Annotated in this window: 19 protein-coding genes; 6 read left to right on the top strand and 13 right to left on the bottom strand. The window is 70.5% G+C overall.

What is annotated here, in order from left to right:
- Positions 1 to 386: 386 nt before the first annotated feature.
- Positions 387 to 1187, bottom strand: coding sequence for a polyphosphate kinase 2 family protein (locus DAERI_RS17140; RefSeq protein ID WP_103130656.1), 801 nt, complete (start codon positions 1185 to 1187; stop codon positions 387 to 389).
- 29 nt (positions 1188 to 1216) lie between these two features.
- Entirely contained in the window at positions 1217 to 2527 is a 1311-nt protein-coding gene (locus DAERI_RS17135) for a hydroxymethylglutaryl-CoA lyase-like TIM-barrel protein (RefSeq protein WP_103130655.1), read from the bottom strand.
- A 118-nt stretch (positions 2528 to 2645) separates the two neighbouring features.
- Here DAERI_RS17135 and DAERI_RS17130 point away from each other — a divergent pair, with 118 nt between their 5' ends.
- Positions 2646 to 3854, top strand: a complete 1209-nt coding sequence (locus tag DAERI_RS17130; RefSeq protein ID WP_103130654.1) for a citrate synthase family protein — start codon at positions 2646 to 2648, stop codon at positions 3852 to 3854.
- Between the two features lie 15 nt (positions 3855 to 3869).
- Here DAERI_RS17130 and DAERI_RS17125 read toward each other — a convergent pair whose 3' ends face one another.
- A complete protein-coding gene (locus DAERI_RS17125) occupies positions 3870 to 5072 on the bottom strand; it encodes an MFS transporter (RefSeq protein ID WP_103130653.1) in 1203 nt (400 codons plus the stop codon).
- Positions 5073 to 5147: 75 nt separating this feature from the next.
- Between DAERI_RS17125 and DAERI_RS17120 the strand changes: the two genes are divergently transcribed.
- From DAERI_RS17120 to DAERI_RS17110, 3 genes are read left to right on the top strand one after another with little or no spacing between them, the layout of a single operon-like run.
- Positions 5148 to 6167, top strand: coding sequence for a LacI family DNA-binding transcriptional regulator (locus tag DAERI_RS17120; RefSeq protein WP_103130652.1), 1020 nt, complete (start codon positions 5148 to 5150; stop codon positions 6165 to 6167).
- 48 nt (positions 6168 to 6215) lie between these two features.
- Positions 6216 to 7220, top strand: coding sequence for a UDP-glucose 4-epimerase GalE (galE, locus tag DAERI_RS17115; protein WP_103130651.1), 1005 nt, complete (start codon positions 6216 to 6218; stop codon positions 7218 to 7220).
- Positions 7221 to 7268: 48 nt separating this feature from the next.
- Positions 7269 to 8612, top strand: coding sequence for a M20/M25/M40 family metallo-hydrolase (locus DAERI_RS17110; RefSeq protein ID WP_103130650.1), 1344 nt, complete (start codon positions 7269 to 7271; stop codon positions 8610 to 8612).
- A 438-nt stretch (positions 8613 to 9050) separates the two neighbouring features.
- Here DAERI_RS17110 and DAERI_RS17105 read toward each other — a convergent pair whose 3' ends face one another.
- From DAERI_RS17105 to DAERI_RS17085, 5 genes are all read right to left on the bottom strand, one after another.
- Positions 9051 to 10454, bottom strand: a complete 1404-nt coding sequence (locus tag DAERI_RS17105) for an RtcB family protein (protein ID WP_103130649.1) — start codon at positions 10452 to 10454, stop codon at positions 9051 to 9053.
- Between the two features lie 231 nt (positions 10455 to 10685).
- Complete coding sequence (locus DAERI_RS17100) at positions 10686 to 11267, bottom strand: hypothetical protein (RefSeq protein WP_103130665.1); 582 nt, start codon at positions 11265 to 11267, stop codon at positions 10686 to 10688.
- Positions 11264 to 12142, bottom strand: coding sequence for a CapA family protein (locus DAERI_RS17095; RefSeq protein ID WP_103130648.1), 879 nt, complete (start codon positions 12140 to 12142; stop codon positions 11264 to 11266). The genes DAERI_RS17100 and DAERI_RS17095 overlap by 4 nt, the downstream gene beginning before the upstream one ends.
- On the bottom strand, positions 12139 to 14196 hold the full coding sequence (locus DAERI_RS17090; protein WP_103130647.1) for a DUF3160 domain-containing protein: 2058 nt from the start codon (positions 14194 to 14196) through the stop codon (positions 12139 to 12141). The genes DAERI_RS17095 and DAERI_RS17090 overlap by 4 nt, the downstream gene beginning before the upstream one ends.
- 34 nt (positions 14197 to 14230) lie before the next feature.
- On the bottom strand, positions 14231 to 15703 hold the full coding sequence (locus DAERI_RS17085) for a UDP-N-acetylmuramoyl-L-alanyl-D-glutamate--2,6-diaminopimelate ligase (RefSeq protein WP_103130646.1): 1473 nt from the start codon (positions 15701 to 15703) through the stop codon (positions 14231 to 14233).
- A gap of 64 nt (positions 15704 to 15767) precedes the next feature.
- On the opposite strand from DAERI_RS17085, the gene DAERI_RS17080 reads away from it, so the two are divergent.
- Positions 15768 to 16145: an ArsR/SmtB family transcription factor gene (locus tag DAERI_RS17080; protein ID WP_103130645.1), complete on the top strand. Its 378-nt coding sequence runs from the start codon at positions 15768 to 15770 to the stop codon at positions 16143 to 16145.
- A 138-nt stretch (positions 16146 to 16283) separates the two neighbouring features.
- Entirely contained in the window at positions 16284 to 16781 is a 498-nt protein-coding gene (locus DAERI_RS17075; RefSeq protein ID WP_165794257.1) for a ferritin-like domain-containing protein, read from the top strand.
- Between the two features lie 83 nt (positions 16782 to 16864).
- Here the strand turns inward: DAERI_RS17075 and DAERI_RS17070 are convergent, their stop codons facing one another.
- The 5 genes from DAERI_RS17070 to DAERI_RS17050 form a co-directional block, all read right to left on the bottom strand.
- Positions 16865 to 17242 (bottom strand): hypothetical protein, encoded by a 378-nt coding sequence (locus tag DAERI_RS17070; RefSeq protein WP_103130643.1) that lies wholly within the window; start codon positions 17240 to 17242, stop codon positions 16865 to 16867.
- Between the two features lie 53 nt (positions 17243 to 17295).
- Positions 17296 to 17919 (bottom strand): deoxynucleoside kinase, encoded by a 624-nt coding sequence (locus DAERI_RS17065; RefSeq protein ID WP_103130642.1) that lies wholly within the window; start codon positions 17917 to 17919, stop codon positions 17296 to 17298.
- Between the two features lie 97 nt (positions 17920 to 18016).
- Positions 18017 to 18628: a deoxynucleoside kinase gene (locus DAERI_RS17060; protein WP_103130641.1), complete on the bottom strand. Its 612-nt coding sequence runs from the start codon at positions 18626 to 18628 to the stop codon at positions 18017 to 18019.
- A gap of 115 nt (positions 18629 to 18743) precedes the next feature.
- Positions 18744 to 19847, bottom strand: coding sequence for a S1C family serine protease (locus tag DAERI_RS17055; RefSeq protein ID WP_103130640.1), 1104 nt, complete (start codon positions 19845 to 19847; stop codon positions 18744 to 18746).
- On the bottom strand, positions 19844 to 20065 hold the full coding sequence (locus DAERI_RS17050; RefSeq protein ID WP_103130664.1) for an FmdB family zinc ribbon protein: 222 nt from the start codon (positions 20063 to 20065) through the stop codon (positions 19844 to 19846). The genes DAERI_RS17055 and DAERI_RS17050 overlap by 4 nt, the downstream gene beginning before the upstream one ends.
- Positions 20066 to 20164: the final 99 nt, after the last annotated feature.

Below are 20164 nucleotides of genomic sequence, written 5' to 3'. Positions count from 1 at the left end.
CGTTGTTGCCTGCTGGTAGCCCCGGTGTATGGCTTCTGCTGACGCTCGACTGTTAAGGACTTTTTTCGTCTTCGCACTCTTGCTGAGCCGTCCGTGCTGGAAGCCGCCTGTATCTCGTGGAACGGCCCACATACACCTGTCATCACCTGGGAAGCTGTAGAGGAGGTATCGTCCGGTCTTGATAACGCGGCGAGAGCGCAAGCGGCCCTGGGGAAAGAGCGGTGGTTTCACGTCTGCACTCACCGTGGGGAGAGCAACCGAACGGCTGTATGACTATGACTTTGGATGGCCGGAGTGTCTGCCACGGGTGGGCCCAGACGTATCACGGCGTCGTCTTCTGAAGGAGATGGTGTTTTTCCCGCGTCCCATCGGCCCGGCTCCCCGCTCTACTCAACCCGGACGTTCGCCGGATCGAACGTCGGTGCTGGATACTGCGGATTCATTTCCTCTAACGTCTGAATCAGAAGTTGGCTGACGAGGAGGTTGCGAAACCATTTGCGGTCGGCGGGAATGACGTACCAGGGCGCCGAGGCCGCGCTGGTGGTCAGCATCGCCTCGTAGGCGGCGGTGTAGTCGTCCCAGTGGGCCCGCTCCTCCAGGTCGCCGGGGTTGAATTTCCAGTGCTTGCTGGGGTCGTCTAATCGGGCCTGGAGCCGCCGCCGCTGCTCCTCGGGGCTGATGTGCAGGTAGAACTTGACGATCCGGGTCCCCGAATCGGTCAGCAGGGATTCGAAGGCGCGAATGTGTTCCAGGCGGCGCTCGGCGGTTGGGGGGTCGATCAGGCCGTGGACACGCGGAACCAGCACGTCCTCGTAGTGGCTGCGGTTGAAGACGCCGATCATGCCGAGACGGGGCACGCGGGCATGGATGCGCCACAGGAAGTCGTGAGCCCGTTCCTCCTCAGTCGGCACCTTGAAGTTGCTGATCTGCACGCCGTTGGGGTTAAAAGCCCCGATCACCCGCTTCACGGTGCCGTCCTTGCCGCCCGCGTCGCGCGCCTGCAACACGATGAGGAGTGCCTGCCGTCCCTCGGCGTAGAGGCGCTCCTGGAGGTCGGCGAGCCGTTCTTCCAGGTCGGGCAGCAGCGCCTGCCCTTGCTTCTTGGAAAGGCCGTCGTCGTCATCGGTGGCCCAGCGGCTGAGCTGGACAGGCTGGCCTGGGGGCACGCGGTAGTCTTCAAGCGGCATGTCCGAGGCTAACACGCCCCCGCTCCGGCTCAGACGAGCGAGCGGGCGCGGGTCTCGATCTCCTCCCACTCGATGGCGGTCTGGCGGCCCGCGTCGAACTCGGTGGTCAGGCTGGCGTGCAGGGCGCGCAGGCCGGGATGATCCTTGCCCAGCTCCACACCCGTGTGCCCCTTGATCAGAAAGATGAGCCCCGCCAGGCCGCTGTCCTTGGTGAGGCTGAGCGTCAGGGGTCGGCCCAGCAGGCGGGGCACGTCGAAGGGGGCGTACATGGGCCAGAACTTGTTCAGCCCGTCGGCGTGAATTCCCGCGCGGGTGCGGTGCGCGTCCCGGCCGTAGAGCGGGTACTTCGCCGGAACGCCCTGCCCCAGCCGCTCGTAGAGGTCGGCCAGGTCGTTCAGCGCGCGGTAGTCGGGCTCTCCGGGCAGCAGCCCCAGGCCGATTAGGTGCAGCAGCACGCCCTCCAGCGGCGCGTTCCCCGTGCGTTCGCCCTTGCCCAGCAGGGTGCCGTTGATCGCCGCGCAACCCGCGAGAACGGCGGAGAGGCAGTTGGCGACCACCAGATGCGTGTCGTTGTGGGGGTGAAATTCCAGCCGCTCGCCGGGAACGCCCGCCGCGATCAGCTCGCCCAGCATGCCGGGCACGCTGCGGGGCCAGGCGACGCCCTCCAGCGGCAGGCCGAGCCCCATCGTGTCGCAGACACGGAATCGGGGGGCCTGGTCCTCGCCGTAGGGGGCGGCGATTTCCTGCACCGCCGCCACGAACGGTAGGATGAACTCGCGGGGGGCGCGAGTAGCGTCCTCCAGGTGCAGTCGGGGGCGCAGGCCGGCGTCGAGCACGGCCCGCACCGCGTCGAGATAGGTGTGTGCCGCCTGAGCGCGGCCCCCCGGCGTGAACTTGTAGAAGGTGTGGTAGTCGCTCGCGCTGGCGAGCATCCCCGTCTCGCGCACGCCCAGCCCGGCCACGAGGGCCGCGTCGCCCCGGGTCGCGCGAATCCACGTCGTCGGCTCGACGGGGTGGCCGCCCCTCCAGCGTTCCAGGGCCCCCTCCAGCATCACGCGGTCGGCCGGGCGGTACACGAAGAACTCGGCCTGCCGGATCGCGCCCGACTCCCCCGTGAAGGCCCCCATCAGGTCGTAGATGGCGAGGCCATCCTCCGCGGTCAGGGGCAGCCCGCCCTGCTGGCCGTCGCGGTGGGTGGTTTCGGTGGTCCAGGCGACGGGGGGAAGGCTGGAGGGCCGTTTCCCCTCCTCCCAGACCACGCGGGGAAATCCGTCGGGGGGAAAAGCGTCTGGGAAGAGATTGGGTTCTGATACGTCGGGCACAGGGGGCAGGGTCGTCATGCCCGCACGGTAGACCTGTCAATATTCACCGTCAATCTTGATTCGGGAATCAATGTTGGGGTGAAAGTATGCTTTCGGTGTTTTGTTCTCCCCGTGATTACTCTGCGAGAGCCCTGATATGACACCTCCCCGAACCCTGACCACGGCTGAGGCGGCGGCCCTGTTGGGCGTGAAGCCGGCGACGCTGTACGCCTACGTCTCGCGGGGGCTGATCCGCAGCGAGCCCGGCCCGGCGGGCAGCCGGGAGCGGCGCTACCACGCGGAGGACGTGCAGAACCTGCGGCGGCGCCAGGGCGCGCGGCGTGACCCGGAGGCCAGGGCGGAGGAGGCGGTGCAGGGCGCCCTCTCGTGGGGCATGCCGGTGCTCGACAGCGCCCTGACGCTCATCGCGGACGGACAGTTGAGCTACCGGGGGCAGGACGCCCCCGCCCTGGCCGAGACCGCGGCGGTGGAGGAGGTCGCTGCGCTGCTGTGGACGGGCGACGCGGGAACCTGGAAGCGACTTCCGCTGCGCGCACGGCTCACGCTCGCGCCGCTTCCGCGGGCGGGCACGGCGCTGGAGGCCCTGGGGTTCGCCCTCGTACACGCGGGGGCGCATGATTTGGCGGCCCTGGACGGACGCCCCGAGGTTCTGCCCGCCGCGGCCGCCCGGGTGCTGAACCTGCTCTACGGCACGCTGGAGCGTCACCTGGGGGTGCCCCCGGCCCCGGACCTGCCGCTGCACGCGCGCCTGGCCCGGGCCTGGGGAAGTGGGGCCGGGGGGGCCGACCTTCTCCGGCGCGCGCTCGTGCTGCTGGCCGACCACGAGTTGAACGTGAGCGCCTTCGCCGCACGGGTGGCCGCGGGTGGGGGCGCCAGCCTCCCCCACTCGACGCTCGCCGCGCTGGCGGCGGTGCAGGGCACGCGGCATGGGTTGGCAGGGATGGCCGCCTTCGACCTGCTGGGGGAGGCGCTGGACGGGAACCCCGGGGCGGCCCTGCGGGAGGCGACCCGCCGCCACGGCCACCCTCCCGGCTTCGGGCACCGGCTCTATCCCCAGGGGGACCCGCGGGCCCGCGCCCTGCTGTCCGCGCTCGGGGGGGCGTTCCCACAATCACCCACCGTCCGGGCCGTCCTCGCGCTCGCCGACCATCTGGCGGGGGAGACGGGCGAGGCCCCCAACATCGACCTCGCCCTGGCCGCGCTGGTGCGGGTGCTCAATCGGGGGGCAGAGGACGCCGTCACGCTGTTCGCGCTCGGCCGCACCTCGGGCTGGCTGGCTCACGCCATCGAGGCGCGCACGCACGGGCAGTTCATCCGCCCCCGCGCCCGCTACGTGGGGAGATAGGGGGCGGGGAGAAGGCTAGGCCCCTCCTGCCCCTTGCCGACCCCGGACGAGGATGAAGGCCCGTCCCCCCAGCGCCGCCACCAGGGCCGCCCCGGCGAGCGCGAGCCCGAGCGCGGCGGGAAGGCCGACATGCTCGGCGACGAAGCCGATGGCCGGGGGGCCGAGGAGGAAGCCCGCGTAGCCGATGGTGGCGACCTGCGCGATGCCCCGCCCGGCGAGCGCGTGCCCGGCGGTGCCGTACAGCACGGGCACCACGTTGCTGAGGCCCAGGCCCGAGAGCGCGAAACCCAGGGTGGCGGGCAGCGGGTCCCGCACGAGCAGCGCGAGGCCCAGCCCGGCGGCGGTGAGGAGTGCCCCCGCGCGCACCGTCCGCTCGTCGCCGAGGCGGGCGCGGGCGGCGTCACCGAACCAGCGGCCCAGCGTCATGGCGATCACGAAGGCCGCGTACCCGATGCCCGAGTTGCCCCCCGCCAGGCCCAGCACGTCCCGGAAGTACAGCGCCGCCCAGTCGTAGTTCGCGCCCTCCGAGAGCATCCCCAGGAAGCACAGGGCGCCCAGCAGCAGCACGGCGGGGCTCAGACGGGCGGGGGAACGGCCACCCCGGGCCTCCGCCGCTTGCGGGTCCGGGAGGTCGGGCAGCAGCAGGCGCCCCGCGAGAGCCCCGGCCAGGGTGGTCGCCCCCACCACGAGCAGGCCGTGGGCGAGCAGCGGCACCCGCCCCACCAGCAGGGTGCCCAGGAGCGCCCCGACCACGCCCCCCAGGCTGAAGTAGGCGTGGAAGCGGCTCATGACGGGCCGCGAGAGCCGCCGCTCGACCGTCACCCCCTGGGCATTCATGGCGACATCCAGGGCGCCGTTCGCCGCCCCCATGACGGCCAGGGTGAGCACCAGCGTGGCGAGGTTCGGCGCGAGCAGGGGCGGCAGCAACGAGAGCATCGCCAGCACCACGGCGACCCGCGTGACCCGCGCGCTGCCGAAGCGGGCCGTCCACCCCCCCATCAGCGGCATGCTGGCGAGGCTCCCCAGCCCCACCGCCAGCAGCGCGAGCCCCACCTGCGCCGCCGTGAGGCCCAGCCCGTCGCGGACCGACGGGATATTCACCGCCCAGGTGGCGTAGAGAATCCCGTTCACCAGGAAGATGGCATCCACCGCACGGCGCGCGGTCTCGCTGCGGGCGGGGGAAATGGAAGCGGTGGGAAGGAGGGGCAGGTCCGTCATGGGCACTCCGGGAGCGAGTTTATGGCTGTGCTCTGAATCGATTCAGACGCCGTATCCATACGCTAGCATTCCGCCATGCCCCCTGCCAAGGTGCCCCCTCGCCGCGTGACCCTGCGCGACGTGGCGGCCCGGCTCGGCGTGTCGCCCGCCACCGTCAGCAACGCCTACAACCGGCCGGACCAACTGTCCCCCGATCTGAGGGCCCGTGTGCTCAAGGCGGCCCGGGAACTGGGCTACAGCGGCCCCGACCCCCTCGCCCGCAGCCTCAGGCGGGGCCGCAGCGGGGTGATCGGGGTGGTGTACGACAGCCCCCTCCAGAGCGCCTTCGCCGATCCCGCCGCCAGCCTCTTCCTGGGGGGAGTGGCGCGGGCGGTGCAGGAGGAGGGGCTGAACCTGCTGCTGCTCGCTGGGGCCGGGGAAGCGGAACCCAGCCCGGTCACGGCGGCCAGCGTGGACGGCGTGATCCTGTACGCGACCACGGGCGCGAGCCCCGCCCTGGCCGCCGCCCGTGCCCGCGCCCTGCCCGCCGTCCTCGTGGACCAGGCGCCGCAGGAGGGGCTGCCCCTCGTCGGCATCGAGGACGAGGAGGGCGCCCACGCCGCCGCCCGGCACCTCCGGGACCTGGGGCACCGGGAGGTCGGGGTCCTCGCCCTGCCACTGGGAGGAGAGGGGACGCCCAATGCTCACATCCGCGCCCGGCTGGAGGGGTACCGGCGGGGTCTGGAGGGCGCGGCAGGTCTGCACCTGTGCGAGAGCCCCGACAACTCCCCCGAGTCCGGCGCCCACCTCACCCGGGGGCTGCTCGCCGCCCACCCCGGCGTGACGGCCCTGCTGTGCATGAGCGACGTGCTCGCACAGGGGGCGCTGCGGGCCGCCGCCGATCTGGGCCGGAGCGTGCCCGGAGACCTGAGTGTGGTGGGCTACGACGACATTCCCAGCAGCGCCGCCCTGGGGCTCACCACGGTCCACCAGCCCACCGAGGACAAGGGAACCCACGCGGGCCGCGCGATGCTCGCCCTGCTGCGCGGGGAGACGCCCGAGAGCGTCCGGCTTCCCACCCGGCTCGTCGTGCGTGGAACGACCGCCCAAGCCTGAAGGTCCGGGAAAAGCCCCGGGCCGCCGCCATCCTTTACCCTGTGCCCCATGAGGCTGATGGTGGTGGGAGGAGCGGGGTACATCGGGTCGCACACGGTGCGGCAACTGCGCGCGGCGGGGCACGAGGTGGTGGTGTTCGACAACCTGTCGAGCGGGCATGCCCAGGCGCTGCCGGAGGGGGTGCCGCTGGTGCAGGCGGACCTGCTCGACGCGGCGAGCGTGAAGGCGGCGCTGGAGGCCCACAGGCCCGACGCGGTGATCCAGTTCGCCGCCCTGATCGAGGTGGGCGAGAGCATGCGCGCCCCGGGCCGCTACTACCGCAACAACGTGGTGGGCAGCCTGAACCTCCTCCAGGGCATCGTGGAGACGCGCAAGGTGCCGCTGGTCTTCTCCTCGACCGCCGCCGTGTACGGCACCACCGACAACGTGCCCATCCCCGAGAACGCGCCCCTGCACCCCGAGAGCGTGTACGGCGAGACCAAGCTGATGACCGAGAACATGATCCACGCCTTCCACGTGGCTCACGGGCTGCCGTATACGATCCTGCGCTACTTCAATGTGTGCGGCGCGGCCCCCGGCGGCGACATCGGCGAGGCGCACCCCAACAAGACGCACCTGATCGAACTCGCCTGCCTGACCGCCCTGGGCCAGCGCGAGAAGATGATGATCTTCGGGGACGACTACCCCACCCCCGACGGCACCTGCATCCGCGACTACATCCACGTGCAGGACCTCGCCGACGCGCACGTGCTGGCGGTCAATGCGATGGCGGGCGGCAAGGCCGACGCCGCCACCTACAACGTCGGCCTGGGCCATGGCTTTTCCGTTCGCCAGGTCCTCGACGCGGTGGACGCCGTGATTACCGAGGACGGCCTCCCGCCCCTCACCCGCGAGATCGCCCCCCGCCGCCCGGGTGACCCGCCCCGCCTCGTCGCCGACGCCCACCGCATCGTGGACGAGTTGGGCTTCCAGCCGCAGTTCACCGACCTGAAGGAGATCGTGCGGACAGCCTGGGACTGGCACAGGAAGCACCCGCACGACTTCGAGCGGTGAGCCAGAGGTCAGGGCCCTGGAGTTCTCTCCATCCCTTACCCTGCCCCCGTGACCCAAGCTGAATTGACGGCCCACATCGAGCGCGGCCTCGAAGACCTGCGCGACCTCGTCGCCCTGGAGAGCGTGTCGGCGCAGGGGCGGATGCTGCCCGAGACGGCGGCCTTCGTGACCCGGCTGCTGGAGGCCGAGGGCTTCCGCGTGCGCGAGTACCCCGGCGAGGTGGCCCCCGTCCTCGTCGCCGAGGCGGGTGAGGGGCCTGCCACGCTGCTGATCTACAACCACTACGACGTGCAGCCCGAAGACCCCGTTGAGCTGTGGGAGAGCCCGCCCTTTCAGCTCACGGAGCGGGGCGGGCGGCTGTACGGGCGCGGCGCCTCGGACGACAAGGGGGAGTTCGCCTCGCGCCTGGCGGCGATCCGCGTGGTGAAGGAGCGGCACGGCGGCACCCTCCCCCTCCGCGTCCGCTGGCTGATCGAGGGTGAGGAGGAGGTCGGCAGTCCCTCGCTGGAACGCTTCGTGACCGAGCACGCGGAGGAACTGCGGGCGGACGGCTGCTGGTGGGAATTTGGCGGCATCGACCCCGACGGGCGGCCCGTCCTCTCGCTGGGGCTCAAGGGCGTGATGTGCGTGGAGCTGCGCTGCCGGGTGGCGGCCTCGGACCTGCATAGCAGCCTGGGCGCCGTGATTGACAACCCGCTGTACCGCCTCGCCCGCGCGGTCGCCTCCCTAAGAGACGACACCGGGCGCATCACCATCCCCGGCTTCTATGACGACGTGCGGGAGGCATCCGAGGCGGACCGGGCGGCCATCGCGCGGATTCCCGGGGACGGGCAGGCCGTGCGTGACACTTACGGCGTCACCCGCCCTCTGGCGACCGGCCCGGAGTATCACGAGCGCCTGAACCTCCACCCCGTCGTCAACGTGAATGGCTGGGGCGGCGGGTACGAGGGGGAGGGCAGCAAGACAGTTCTACCCGCCCACGGGTTCGTCAAGCTCGACTTCCGGCTGGTGCCCGATCAGGACCCGGCGCGGGTGCTGGAGTTGCTGCGGGTCCACCTCGACGCGCAGGGGCTCACGGACGTGGAGATCGTCGAGTTGGAGGCGCACCAGAAGCCTGCACGGGCGGACGCGGGGCATCCCTTCGTGCGGGCGTGCATTGCGGCGGCGCGGGAGGCGTATGGGGTGGAGCCGATTGTGCAGCCGTCCAGCGGGGGGAGTGGGCCGATGCAGCCCTTTCAGGAGGCGCTGGGGGTGCCGTGCGTGGCGGCGGGGATCGGGAATATCGGCGGGCGGGTCCACGCGCCGAACGAGAACATCCTGCGGGAGCACTTCGGGCAGGGAGTGGCGTTCGGGGTGGCGTTGCTGGAGAGGTTGGCGGGTGGGTTGGGGTGAAGGGCAGGGGGTCTTGCTGCGGGTTACCCCCACCCCCCAACCCCCTACCCCCCAGAGGGGGCAGGGGGAGCGGCGCTGCGCTGGGCAAAGGGCTCGCCCGCCTCGCCTGTGGCCGCTTTTCTCAACCCGCAAGGTTTGATTTTGCTGTGTCCCGAGTCGCGTGCCCACCGTCTCGCTGCGCGAGCCGACGTGGTGAAGGCGGTGCGAGAGCGAGCCGAAGGGTGGGAATCGGCCGTCCACAATAGACGATTTTAAAGAGCTGAAGCTTTAGCTCTTTTGGCCCCTCCCCCCTTGCGGGGGAGGTTGGGTGGGGGGTGGCAGGCGCCAGCCTGCCCTCCTCAGCCAAGTTATGCCCCCAACCTTCAACCCAAAAAGCTGCCCCGACCTACGCGCGCGTCAGGCCAGGGCAACTTCCACCTCTATTTAAAATTCCTTCCCCTACACGTCCTCACTCCCCGTGTCCATCCGCACCACCCGGGGGGTGAACTGGGCCACCACGTCCACCAGGTCGCGCTGGCGGGCGAGCACGTGTTCGATGCGTTTGTAGGCCTGGGGGGCCTCGTCGATGCCGCCACCGATCAGGGTGACGCCGCGTTCCCGCAGGTACGTCTGCACGTCCTTCTTGGCGAGGGTGTTGGCCGCCGCCTTGCGCCCCATCTGGCGGCCCGCGCCGTGGCTGGCGCTGGCGAGGGCGTCGGGGTTGCCGAGGCCGCGCACCACGAAGCCGGGGTCAGCCATGCTGCCGGGGATCAGGCCGAGTTGGCCGCGTTCGGCGGGTGTGGCGCCCTTGCGGTGAACAATCAGGTCGTGTTCGCCTACCCGCTGACGCCAGGCGAGGTTGTGGCTGTTGCTCACGGTGGTGAGGGGGTCCACGTTCAGGGCGCGGGCGAGGCGGCGGTGGATCAGCTCGTGGTTGGCGAGGGCGTAGCGTCCGGCGAGGTTCATCGCCTGCCAGTAGCCCTCGCCGTCCTCGGTGCCCAGGGGCAGCCAGGCGAGCTTGCGGGCGGCGGCGTCGAGGTTCGGGTGCAGGGCCTGCGCGACCTTGGTGTAGTGGTTCGCCACCTGCGCCCCGAAGCCGCGCGAGCCGCTGTGCGACAGGATGGCTAGGTACTCGCCCGCCTCCAAGCCCAGGTCGGGCTGAGCGAGCGTCAGGGTGCCGAACTCGACGAAATGGTTGCCGCTGCCGCTCGTGCCGATCTGCTCGGCGGCCTTGTCGAAGAGGTGGCGCAGGAGGGGCTGCTCGCGCCAGGTCTGTTCGTGCAGAACCTCGTGGTCCTCGCGGTCGCGTTTCTCGAAGCCGACCCCTGCGCCGAAGCGGGTGTGCTTCAGGAGCAGGCGGCGCGCCTCGTCGGTGCCCAGCGCGTCAGGCTTCAGGGGCAGCACGCTCAGGCGCATGGAGCAGCCGATGTCCACGCCCACCCCGTAGGGAATCACGGCGTCCTCGGCGGCAAGCACCCCGCCGATGGGCAGACCGTAGCCCACGTGGGCATCGGGCATCAGGGCCCCGGCACGCGAGATGGGCAGCACCATCGCCACGTCCATCTGTTGCCGGGCGCCCGGCTCGATCAGGTCCTCGCCCCACACGCGGTAGGGCAGCGGCGTGGGGCGGAGTTCGGCGCCGCGGCGGGCGTCCGCCTTCGCTCGCTGGGCGGTGAGTTCGGCGGCGAGGTCCGCATACACGCCACCCGGGAGGAACGCGCCCGGATTGTCCTGCACCGCACGCAGCTCGTTCAGAATCTCCTCGCGGCCCAGCCCCGCCCGCTCGCGCTGGGTGGCGGCGGCGAGGGCGAGGGCCACGGCCTTTTTCTCGAAGCCCAGCTTCGTCACTAGTTTTCCGTTCATGTGCTGTCCCTGCGTGGGGGCGCCGCCTTCAGTCGCTCGCGGCGTCCCTCTGTGATGAGGACCGGGGGGCGGCTGCCCCGTCCCGGTCGCCTGGGTCGTCGGCCTCGTTGCTCCGGCTATCTTGTCGTATTCGCGGCATGGCTCGCCTCCCTTCTTTCCTTCATCTGTGGACTGCGCCCACTCTGCCGTTCCCGCCCGGGTTCGACTATCAGCCGGGTGGCGTAGGCCAGTTCAGCGCACGGCGGGCTGGCCCTGCGCATCCACGCTGAGCGCCCGTGCCCGCAGCCCCACCCGGCGTTCCAGCCGGAAGCCGAAGCCCGTCCAGGTCCACTCGCTCAGGGCGACGGCAGTTGCGGCGCGGCCCCCCGCATAAGTCCCCTCCAGCGTGACGAGGCGGCCATCCGGCAGCACGGTCAGCGCCGTGACGGGGCGGTACAGGGCGCTTCCCACCCAGACGTTGCGGTACGAGCCATCCGGGCCGGGTTTGAGCACGGCGACCTGCGAACTGTCCCCCCGCGCGTCGCGGTTCTGCCCGATGGGCGAGGGCGACGCCGACCAACGGGTAATCGGCCAGTCGCGCCAGGGCCGCCACACCGCAAGAATGCATTCCGGGCTGCCGTCGCCCGTCACGTCCGCGTAGACCCCCGAGCGCACGTCCCAGGAGGCGGGCAAGTGCAGGGATGGGCAGGAGGGGGGAGGGTACAGCGCCCCGGCAGCGGTCAAGATCCCGTCCGGGTGGAGGACCCGCCAGCCGTCCCCGTCGCCCCCCGCCAGCGCCATGCCCCACAGCAGGAGGGGGAGGAGGGCCCTCACCCGGCCCCCGGACACGCGGGAAGTTCCAGCCGGGCGAGAACGGTGCGGCGTTCCTCCGCGTTGGCCCGAGTGACGCGGCCCGCGCGGGAGCGGGTGGGGACAGCGCAGGCCCGCAGGTTGTCCGCCCCGACCCCCACCCGCACGACCGCCCCCAGCCACGTATCCGGGTACGGCTGGTCGAAGAGCAGGTTCCCCAGGCTGTACAGCACAAGCGTCCGGCCCAGGCGCTCGCTGCCCTGGAGGACGTGCGGCCCGCTGCCCACGATTAGGGAGGCGCCCGCCGCCGCCAGTTGCCGCGCGAGGGCTCGTTGCCGAGCGGTAACAGGGTTGTACTCCGCGCCCCAGTGGACGCCCACAACGACGAATCTGGCCCGGCGTGCGCCTTCCTGAATGGCGGCCAGTGGCGGTGGACTCTGCCCGTCGTCCAGAAAGGCGATCCAGGCGACCGGCACGCCCTGAACCCGCGTCACGGTCAGCGTGCGGGTGATGGGAATAATCCCGTCACGGCGCAGAGTCCTCCGGCTCCCGCTTTGCCCCACCTCGCCGCCGTCCCCCGCGTGGTTGTTCTCGACGCCCAGGTGGGAGAAGGCTTTCAGGGCCGCCACGCCTGCGGGAGGTGCGCGCAGATCCACTCCCATTCCCTGGTGCGGCGCATCCGTCAAGGGGGATTCCAGATTCCCGTAGGTCGCGTCCGCCCGCCAGGCCTCCGCTACGCCGGAGAGGGCTGCGCCCCAGTTCCCCGCATTCGCCTCCGCCACGCCCCGCGCCAGGCTCACGTCGCCCGCCAGTGCGAGAGTAAGCGGGGGCGCGTCCCGCCCGCCCGAGGTCAGGGCCAGCGTCGCGGCCAGGGCGAGGAGGACCCGCCCGCCGCTCACTTCACCACGACGCCGCTCAGCCAGGGGTGGGGGGGCGGGAGCTGCCCGGCCTTTAGTCGAGCGCGCCACGCCTCGTCGGTCAGGCGGCCCGAGAGGGGTACCGTGAACTCGTACTGCGAGTACACGCCGCCGCGCGCGACCTGGATTCCGCCGCGACCGTCGGGCACGACCGCGTACAGCTCGTGGATGGTGCCGGTCGCCTCCTCCAGCACCTGCGCGTTGCCGCCGTCAGTCGCCACGTCGGCCACGACCGCCGCATAGGGGGTCTCGTCGAACTCAGGGGTGCCTTCCGTGCCGCCCTCCTGCTCGGGGTCGGTGCTGGCGAGCTTGAGCCCCTCCAGCCAGCCGCCGAAGTAGCGGAGCTGGTCGTACTCGTCGGTCGTCAGGGCCTGCCCGGCGAGTTCCTTCGTCGTGGCCCGGTCCAGCAGGGTCAGCATCTGCCGCAGGTTCGACAGGTTGTTCGCGGTGCGCTCGGAGAGGATTTTCTGACTCGTCAGCACCCGCCGCGTCAGGGCCTCCAGCGCGAGGAGCCGGGTCCAGACCTGCCCGTTCGGCTCCACGTAGCCGTGGGGAGGCGGCGGCTCGCCCCCACCGCCCATCTCGGCCATCGTCTGCTTGGCGTACAGCAGGGTGTCGTGCCGCAGTTCGGTCCACGAGCCCAGCGCCGTGAGCATCTCCTTGCGCGTCCAGGCGGGCGTCCGCATGAAGGCGGGGTAACGGCTGTCGCGCGCCCCCGGTTTTGCCAGCGCCTGAAGCACGTACAGCCACCCGCTATACACGTTCGCGGTCCAGTCGGCGGGTTGGAGGGCCCCGAACTGGGCGCGCACCTTCGCCATCTGCCTCTCGTAGTTGGCGTACCGGGCGTCCCCCAGCCGCCGCAACTCGTTCAACGCCGCCTCGTTCCCCATCCCCGCGAGGAGGTCGAGCCCGCGCGGGAGGGTGCGCGGCCTGTCCTCGGTGCCCACCTCGCGGTAGACGAGCTGTTGCAGCGCGGCCCCATCGAGCGTGAACCGCTGCCCCATCAGCCGGAAGCCCAGCGTCTCGCGCTGGCGCACGTCCACGCCCTCGCCGGGTTTGGCGACCACGAAGACACTGTTCACGCGCGGGGGGGGCAGTTTTGACAGCGCGGCCTGGAAGGCGGAGAGCTTTCCCGGGTCGGCGAGTTGCCGCACGTTCCCGCCCGTCACGGTCTGGAGGGTCGCCGCGTACTGCCGGAAGTTCAGGTCGTCGCTCGCCCCGATCAGCAACGTGGTGGGGTCGTACAGCCGGGCCCACAGCCCCTGCGCCTCCGCGTTGCCGGTCAGCAGCCGGGTGACGAGGGCCGCCGTGCGCGTCTCGCCCGCGTCCTTCACGCGCAGGTTCATGTGCCCCAGCCACATCATCGTGCGGAAGTAGCGTTTCAACGCCTCCGAGCGGGTGTAGTGCCCGCGCGGCACGTACTGCGAGTAGTCCTCGATCATCTTGGAGGAGGCGAAGATCGGGGACCCGGCGAGTCCGGCATGGGCGTTGATCAATCGGAGTTCCGCCTGGACGAGCGGCGCGACCTCTGGCGGAATGGGGCTGCTCGGGTCGGCCAGCTTCTGCGCCACGGCCAGGTAAGCCAGCGCCCGCCGCGCGTCGGGTTCCAGCGGCGTTCCGGCGAGGGCCTGCCGCTGCCTGCGGGCGTCGGCCACGAGCAGGGCCGTCATGCGGCGGGCGGCGGGCTCAAACGTCTCGCGTTCCAGGTCGCGCAGCAGCTTGTCGAAGACGAGGTGATAGATGTGCAGCACCGCGTCGGTCGTGACGAAGACGGGCTGATTGGCGTAGCGGGTCGCCTCGTACACCGCGTCGAACTGCCGCCACTGGGTGGGCGCGATCACGAAACCCTGGCGCGAGAGGGCCGAACGCTGCGCCGGGTTCAGGGCGGGGAGGCCCGCATCCTTGTCGCCCCGCAGCAGCCCCGGGTTTTTCAGGGTGCCCAGGTTGACCGGGAGGGTGTATGAGGAAGCCGCCCGCGCCCCGCCGGGGAGCACGAGCAGCAGGGTGAGGGCCAGGGCCGGGCGGGGGAGAGGCATGGTGGTATTAGACACGTTCGGGGAAGAGGGTGCATCAGCTTTCGTGCCGAGCGGCCAGCGCCGCCCGCGCCTCGCCCACCTCGTCCCACGGCAGCGTCCCGGTGTCCCGTTCGAGGGTGTCCTCCGGCCCCTTCCCGGCGAGGAGCACGGTGTCTCCCGGGGCTGCCGCCCGGATCACGTGCCGGATGGCCTCCCGCCGGTCACCGATGCTCGTGAAGTTGTCCCGGCCCGCCTCCCGCGCCCCCCGCTCCATCTCGCGCAGGATGTCGTCCAGCGGTGTGTCGCGGTGATCCTCCTCGGTGAAGACCACGTGGTCGGCCAGCCGGGTCGCCACCTCGCCGAGCGGCGCCCGCTTGCCCGGGTCGCGTGGCCCCCCCGCCGAGCCGATGAGGACCCAGAGTCTGCCGTTCGTCGTCGCGCGCAGAGTAGACAGGGCCTTTTCCAGGCTGGGCGGCGTGTGGGCGAAGTCCACGATCACGCGCGGATCACCCTCCGTCCCCGGCACGAGTTCCATCCGCCCCGGCACCCCCCGGAAGGTGCTCAAGCCCTCCACAAGGTGCGGGACGGTCGCGCCGAGGTGCGCTGCCGCCGCCATCCCCGCGAGCGCGTTCGCCACGTTGAAGCGCCCGATCATGGGGAGCACGGCGCCAAACTCCCCGAGTGGTGAAGTGACGCGGAAGTGCAGCCCGGTCGCGCGTTCCAGGGTGCCGCTCGCCTGCCAGTCGGCCTCCCCCCCTTCGGCGGAGTAGGTCGTCCCGGCGGGGGCGAGGCCCGTCAATCGCTCCGTCCAGGGGTCGTCGGCGTTCAGCACCGCGAAACGGGCGCGCTCCACCAGCTTGCGTTTCTCGGCGAAGTAGTTCTCCATGGTGCCGTGGAAGTCCAGGTGTTCGCGGCTCAGGTGCGTCCACACCGCCACGTCCCAGTCCACCCCGCGCACCCGGTCGAGGGCCAGGGCGTGGCTGCTCGCCTCCAGCACCGCCGCCCGCCCGCCCGCGTCCAGCATCTCGCGCAGCGCCGCCTGCACCTGGGGAGCCTCCGGGGTGGTGAAGTGCGCCGGGAAGTGGCGCAGCACGCCGTCGGGCAGCTCGTAGCCCACGGTGCTCAGCAGGCCGGTGGGGAGGCCCGCCGCCCGCAGCAGGTGGCGGGTCAGCCAGCTCGTGGTCGTCTTGCCGTCCGTGCCCGTCACGCCGACCACCCGGAGCCTGCGGCTGGGGTGCCCGGCCAGCGCCGCCGCCGCGTCCGCCAGGGCGGCCCGCGCGTCCCTCACCGTCAGGTAGGGCAGGGGAGAGGAGACACCCTCCGGCAGGCCCTCCCCCAATGCGGCGACGGCGCCCCGTGCCCGCGCCTCCCCCAAAAAGTGGTGCCCGTCGAACCGCGCCCCCCGGATCGCCACGAACAGGAAGCCCGGCTGCACCCACGCCGCGTTGTGCGTCACGCCGCGCACCTCCACACTCGGGAGGTCATGGGCGGGGACGTTCAGGGCGGCGGCGAGGTCGGGCAGGCGCATGGGGGGAGGCTAGCAAAGGCGGGGGCTTTCTTTTTGGGGCTGGGCCGGGCCGTATGCTGACGCCATGACTGTTCGCACTCCTCCCCGGGACGAGACCTGCGAGGTGACCTGCGTGCATCCCCAGGCGGTTGCGCGGGCCAGGGCCGCCCAGCCGGACGAGGGGGCACTTGCGCGGGCGGCCGCGCTGCTCAAGGCCGTGTCCGACCCCACCCGGTTGCGGCTGCTGACGGCCCTGAGCACCGGCGAGCTGTGCGTGTGCGACCTCGCCGTGATCGCGGGCACGAGCGAGAGCGCCGTGAGCCACCAGCTCCGGCTGCTGCGCGAGGGGCACCTCGTCGCGCCGCGCCGGGAGGGCCGCGTGGTGTACTACCGCCTCGCGGATGCGCACGTGACAGGCCTCTTGGGCAATGTGTTGGAACATGTAGGCCACGCCGGGGTGTAAGCCGTCCCTTTAACGACACGCCTCGCGGCCTTGGGTTCATGAAGCGACGTTGAAACCCCGGCCTTCATGTTCTTGAGTCTGCTGCCAGGAAGGTAGGGTCAGTTCCCGGTCAAAATACTCGGCAGAGGTGAAATGAATATGGCGATGCAAATGCAAGACCTTCAGGACCTCTACGTGCACAAGCTCCAGGACATCTACAGCGCCGAGCAGCAGGGCCTGCAAGCGATGCAGCAGAGCGTCGGGATGATCCAGACGCCCGAGCTGAGGCAGGGCATGCAGATGCACATCCAGCAGACCGAGGGGCAGATCCAGCGCCTGGAGCAGATCTTCCAGCGGCTGGGCCAGCAGCCCGGCGGCGAGGAATGCGAGGGCATGAAGGGCCTGGTGCAGGAAGCCCAGAAGCTGATGCAGGAGAACGCCTCGCCCGAGGTGCTGGAAGCGGGCCTGATCGCCGCCCAGCAGGCCATGGAGCATTACGAGATCGCCGGATACGGCACCGCGCGCACCTATGCCCAGCTTCTGGGTGACCAGGACGCCGTGCAGCTCCTGGAGCAGACCCTGAACGAGGAGAAGCAGGCCGACGAGCAGCTCACCCAGGTCGCCCAGCAGATCAACGTCGAGGCGATGAACGCCTGAACAGCGAGCAGGACTGGGCTATCAGGGACAGGGCCGACAGGTTCTGTCCCTTGTTCGTGTGTCAAGGGCGGGAAAGGGCTAGGTTAGGGGCACTCCCTCAGTCGCGCCACGTCCGCCGGGCTGAAGGTGAAGGGGTGGAGGTCCGGGCTTCGCCAGCCGCGTGGGAGGCGGTACGTTACGCCTGCCTGTCCCCATTCCACCGTCCCGGCCCACTCCGGCCCCGGCCAGTAAGCCCGGCGAATTCGGCGCCTGGGTTGCTGGATACAGCGCAGCTCGATGAACTGCTCGGCCACCCGTCCATTCACGCCATACCCACCCCAGCGGTCGATTCCGACCATCTCCATCCCGGCATATTGCCCGTTCAGAATGCCTCGCGGGGCAGGCCAGTGGGCCTCCATGCGGTCGTCATTGCAGCCGGTGAGCAGCAGACAGGCGCACAGGCCCAGGCAGAAACGCTTCACGTCCCGATTCTGAGCCTGCGCTGGGCGGGCAGCATCCCCCGAAAGTCGTTCCCTCAGCGCAGCAGCGGCAGCCCGAACCCGTGCGCCTGCACCCGGTCGCACACCCACTGGAAGGCGGCGGGATCCTGCACGAAGTCGAGCGTGTCGCCGGGCACCCGTACCACCGCGCAGGCGTCGAAACCCCGAATCCACTCGTCGTACAGCCGGTTCAGGCCCGCGAGGTAGGCGTCGGGGATGTCCTTTTCATACGCCCGGCCACGTTGCGCGATGCGCTTTTTCAGCGTAGGCAGGCTGGCGTCGATGTGAATGAGGAGGTCGGGCACCCGCAGGGCGGGGAGGATGCCCTCGTACAGGCCCCGGTAGGTCGCCCAGTCGCGCGGCTCCATCTGGCCGGACTCGTAGAGATTGCGCGCGAAGATGTTGGCGTCCTCGAACACCGTGCGGTCCTGAATCACGTACCGCGCCCCCGTCACCATACCCAGGTGCTGCTCCAGCCGCCGCGAGAGGAAGTACACCTGGCTGTGGAAGGAATACCGCCGCATGTCGCGGTAGAAATCCTCCAGGTAGGGGTTTTCCGCGTACGGCTCGTACACTGGGCGCAGGCCGTAGCGGTCGGCGAGCATCCGCGTCAGGGTGCTCTTGCCGCTGCCGATGTTGCCGGAGATGGCGAGGTACATCAGCGGCTCCGCCGCCGGGAAGTGGGAAGTGGGGAGTGGGGAGTGGAAAGACCACCGACCCACTCACCACTCACCACTGACCACTCACTGCCGTCCATCAGTCCGCCGCGCTTTCCGCGTGCAGCGCCTCGTGGACCCGGCTCAGAATCGCCTGCTCGTCCCGCGCGCTCCCCACGAAGTCGTAGCCGCTGGCGTCCACGGTGAGCAGCCTGCCGGGGTACGTGCGGAAATATTCGTCGTAACGGCTGGTCAGCTCCTGAAGATAGGCGGCCTGCATGTCGCGCTCGAAGGGACGCCCGCGCTTCCCGATGCGCGAGAGGAGGAGGTCCGGCTCGGCGCGCAGGTACACCACCAGATCGGGGGTGGGCAGCCGGGGCGAGAGGTGGCTGTAGAGGTCCTCGTACAGGGCGAACTCGGCGTCTTTGAGATTCATCGCCGCGAAGATGAAGTCCTTGTCGAAGAGGTAGTCGCTGACCACGTTGCCGCTCCAGAGGCCCGGCTGCGCGAGGGCCGAGAGCTGCTTGAAGCGCGAGAGCAGGAAAAACACCTGCACCTGAAAGGCGTAGGTTTCCGGGGACTCGTAGAAACGGGCCAGGAAGGGATTCTCCTCCACGACCTCCAGATTCAGCTCTGCCCCGTAGCGCGCGGCGAGGCGCCCGGCGAGGCTCGTTTTTCCCACCCCGATGGGGCCTTCGACGACCAGATACATGACGGGGGGAATGATAGGGCTTCCAGCGGTCAGCCGTCAGCGGTCAGAAAAAAAGAGCCCTGGCGCGAGCCGTGCTCTTTCATTTCTTTTTGGCTGCTGAACAATGCCCACTCGCTCACTGCAAGGTGCGCTTGAGCAGCGTCACCCGCACGTCCACCGGCTTCTTGTTGCGCCACAGCCGCAGGTTGACGACCTGGCCGGGGCGCTTGGTCGCCACCAGGCGGGTCACGTCGAAACTGTCGCGCACGCGCTGCCCGTCCACCGACACGATCACGTCGCCCAGCGGGGCGAGAAGTTGGCCGCGGCTGTTGCGCAGCGAGCCGCGCAGGCCCGCCCGCGCCCCGGCGCTCCCGGCGGGCACCTCGTCCACCAGGGCGCCCTCGGAGCTGCTCAGGCCCGCGAGCTGGCGCAGGGCGGGGTCCAGGGTGTCGAGGTCCACCAGCGTCACGCCCAGCGTGCCCCGCTGCGGCACCCCGATCTTCTCCAGGTCGTCCAGGCTCTGGCGCACGAGGTCGCCGGGAATGGCGATCCCGATCACGCCGGGCACGAAGCCGTTGGGCGCGGCATTGGAGTCGGCCACCCCCACCACGGCCCCCCGCGAGTCGAGCAGCGGGCCGCCGCTGTTGCCGCCCTGGATGTTGTTCGTGCTCACGAGGTATTGCCCGATCTCCTGCCCGAGCTGGTCGTTGCGCGGCAGGTCCCGCGCGCTCGCCGCCACGCTGAAGTTCCCCACGCCCACGAAATTCTGAATCCGCAACGGGGTGCCGATGGTGATGAGCTTCTGCCCCGGGATCAGGCTCGCGCTCCGCCCGAAGGCCAGCGTCCGGGGCGCCGTCACCCCCGTCACCCGCAGGATGGCGATGTCGATGCCGGGGTCTATGCCCTCCACCCGCGCCGTCACGCGCCGCCCGTTGTACAGGGTCACGCTGACCGACTCTTGGTCCTGGATCACGTGGTAGTTCGTGACGATCAGGTTCTTCTTGTAAAAGAAGCCGCTGCCCGTCTCCACCGGGTCGTCGCCGGGTTGCAGCACCTCCCGGCGCAGCCGCGCGTCGATCCGCACGACCGCCGGGAGGGCGCGCTGGCTGACCTCGACCGTGTTGACCTCATCCGGGGTGACCAGGGCGCGCTGGGCGTCCACCCGTCCGGTGACGTACGCGCCCGTGACCACCCCCGCCAGCAGCAGGGCCGCCAGGCCAGCGCGCAGGGCGGGCCTCACTCGCCGCCGCCCCCCCCGCTGCTGCTCCCCTCGCTGGGTTTAGGGCGCGAGTCGGTCACGTAGAAGCCGCTGCCCCGGAACGCGATGCCGGGAGCTGACAGGACGCGCTTGATGGGCGCTCCCGTCTCGGGGTGCCGCGTCAGGGGTGCCTCGCGCATGCTCTGCTTGATCTCGTAGGTTTCGCCAGTCTCAATGTTCTTGTAAACGTACGTCGGCATGGCCATGTGCCTCCGGCGTCAATCTAGCAAGCCGGACGCGGAGGGGCGTCCCGCCAAGCAGAACGTCAAGGCCCCAGCCTCCCCATGAGGAGCTGGCCC

It is taken from the genome of Deinococcus aerius, assembly GCF_002897375.1.
Classification (GTDB): domain Bacteria; phylum Deinococcota; class Deinococci; order Deinococcales; family Deinococcaceae; genus Deinococcus; species Deinococcus aerius.
The sequence above is the reverse complement of the archived record's forward strand: the minus strand, read 5'-3'. Positions and strand labels throughout refer to the sequence as shown.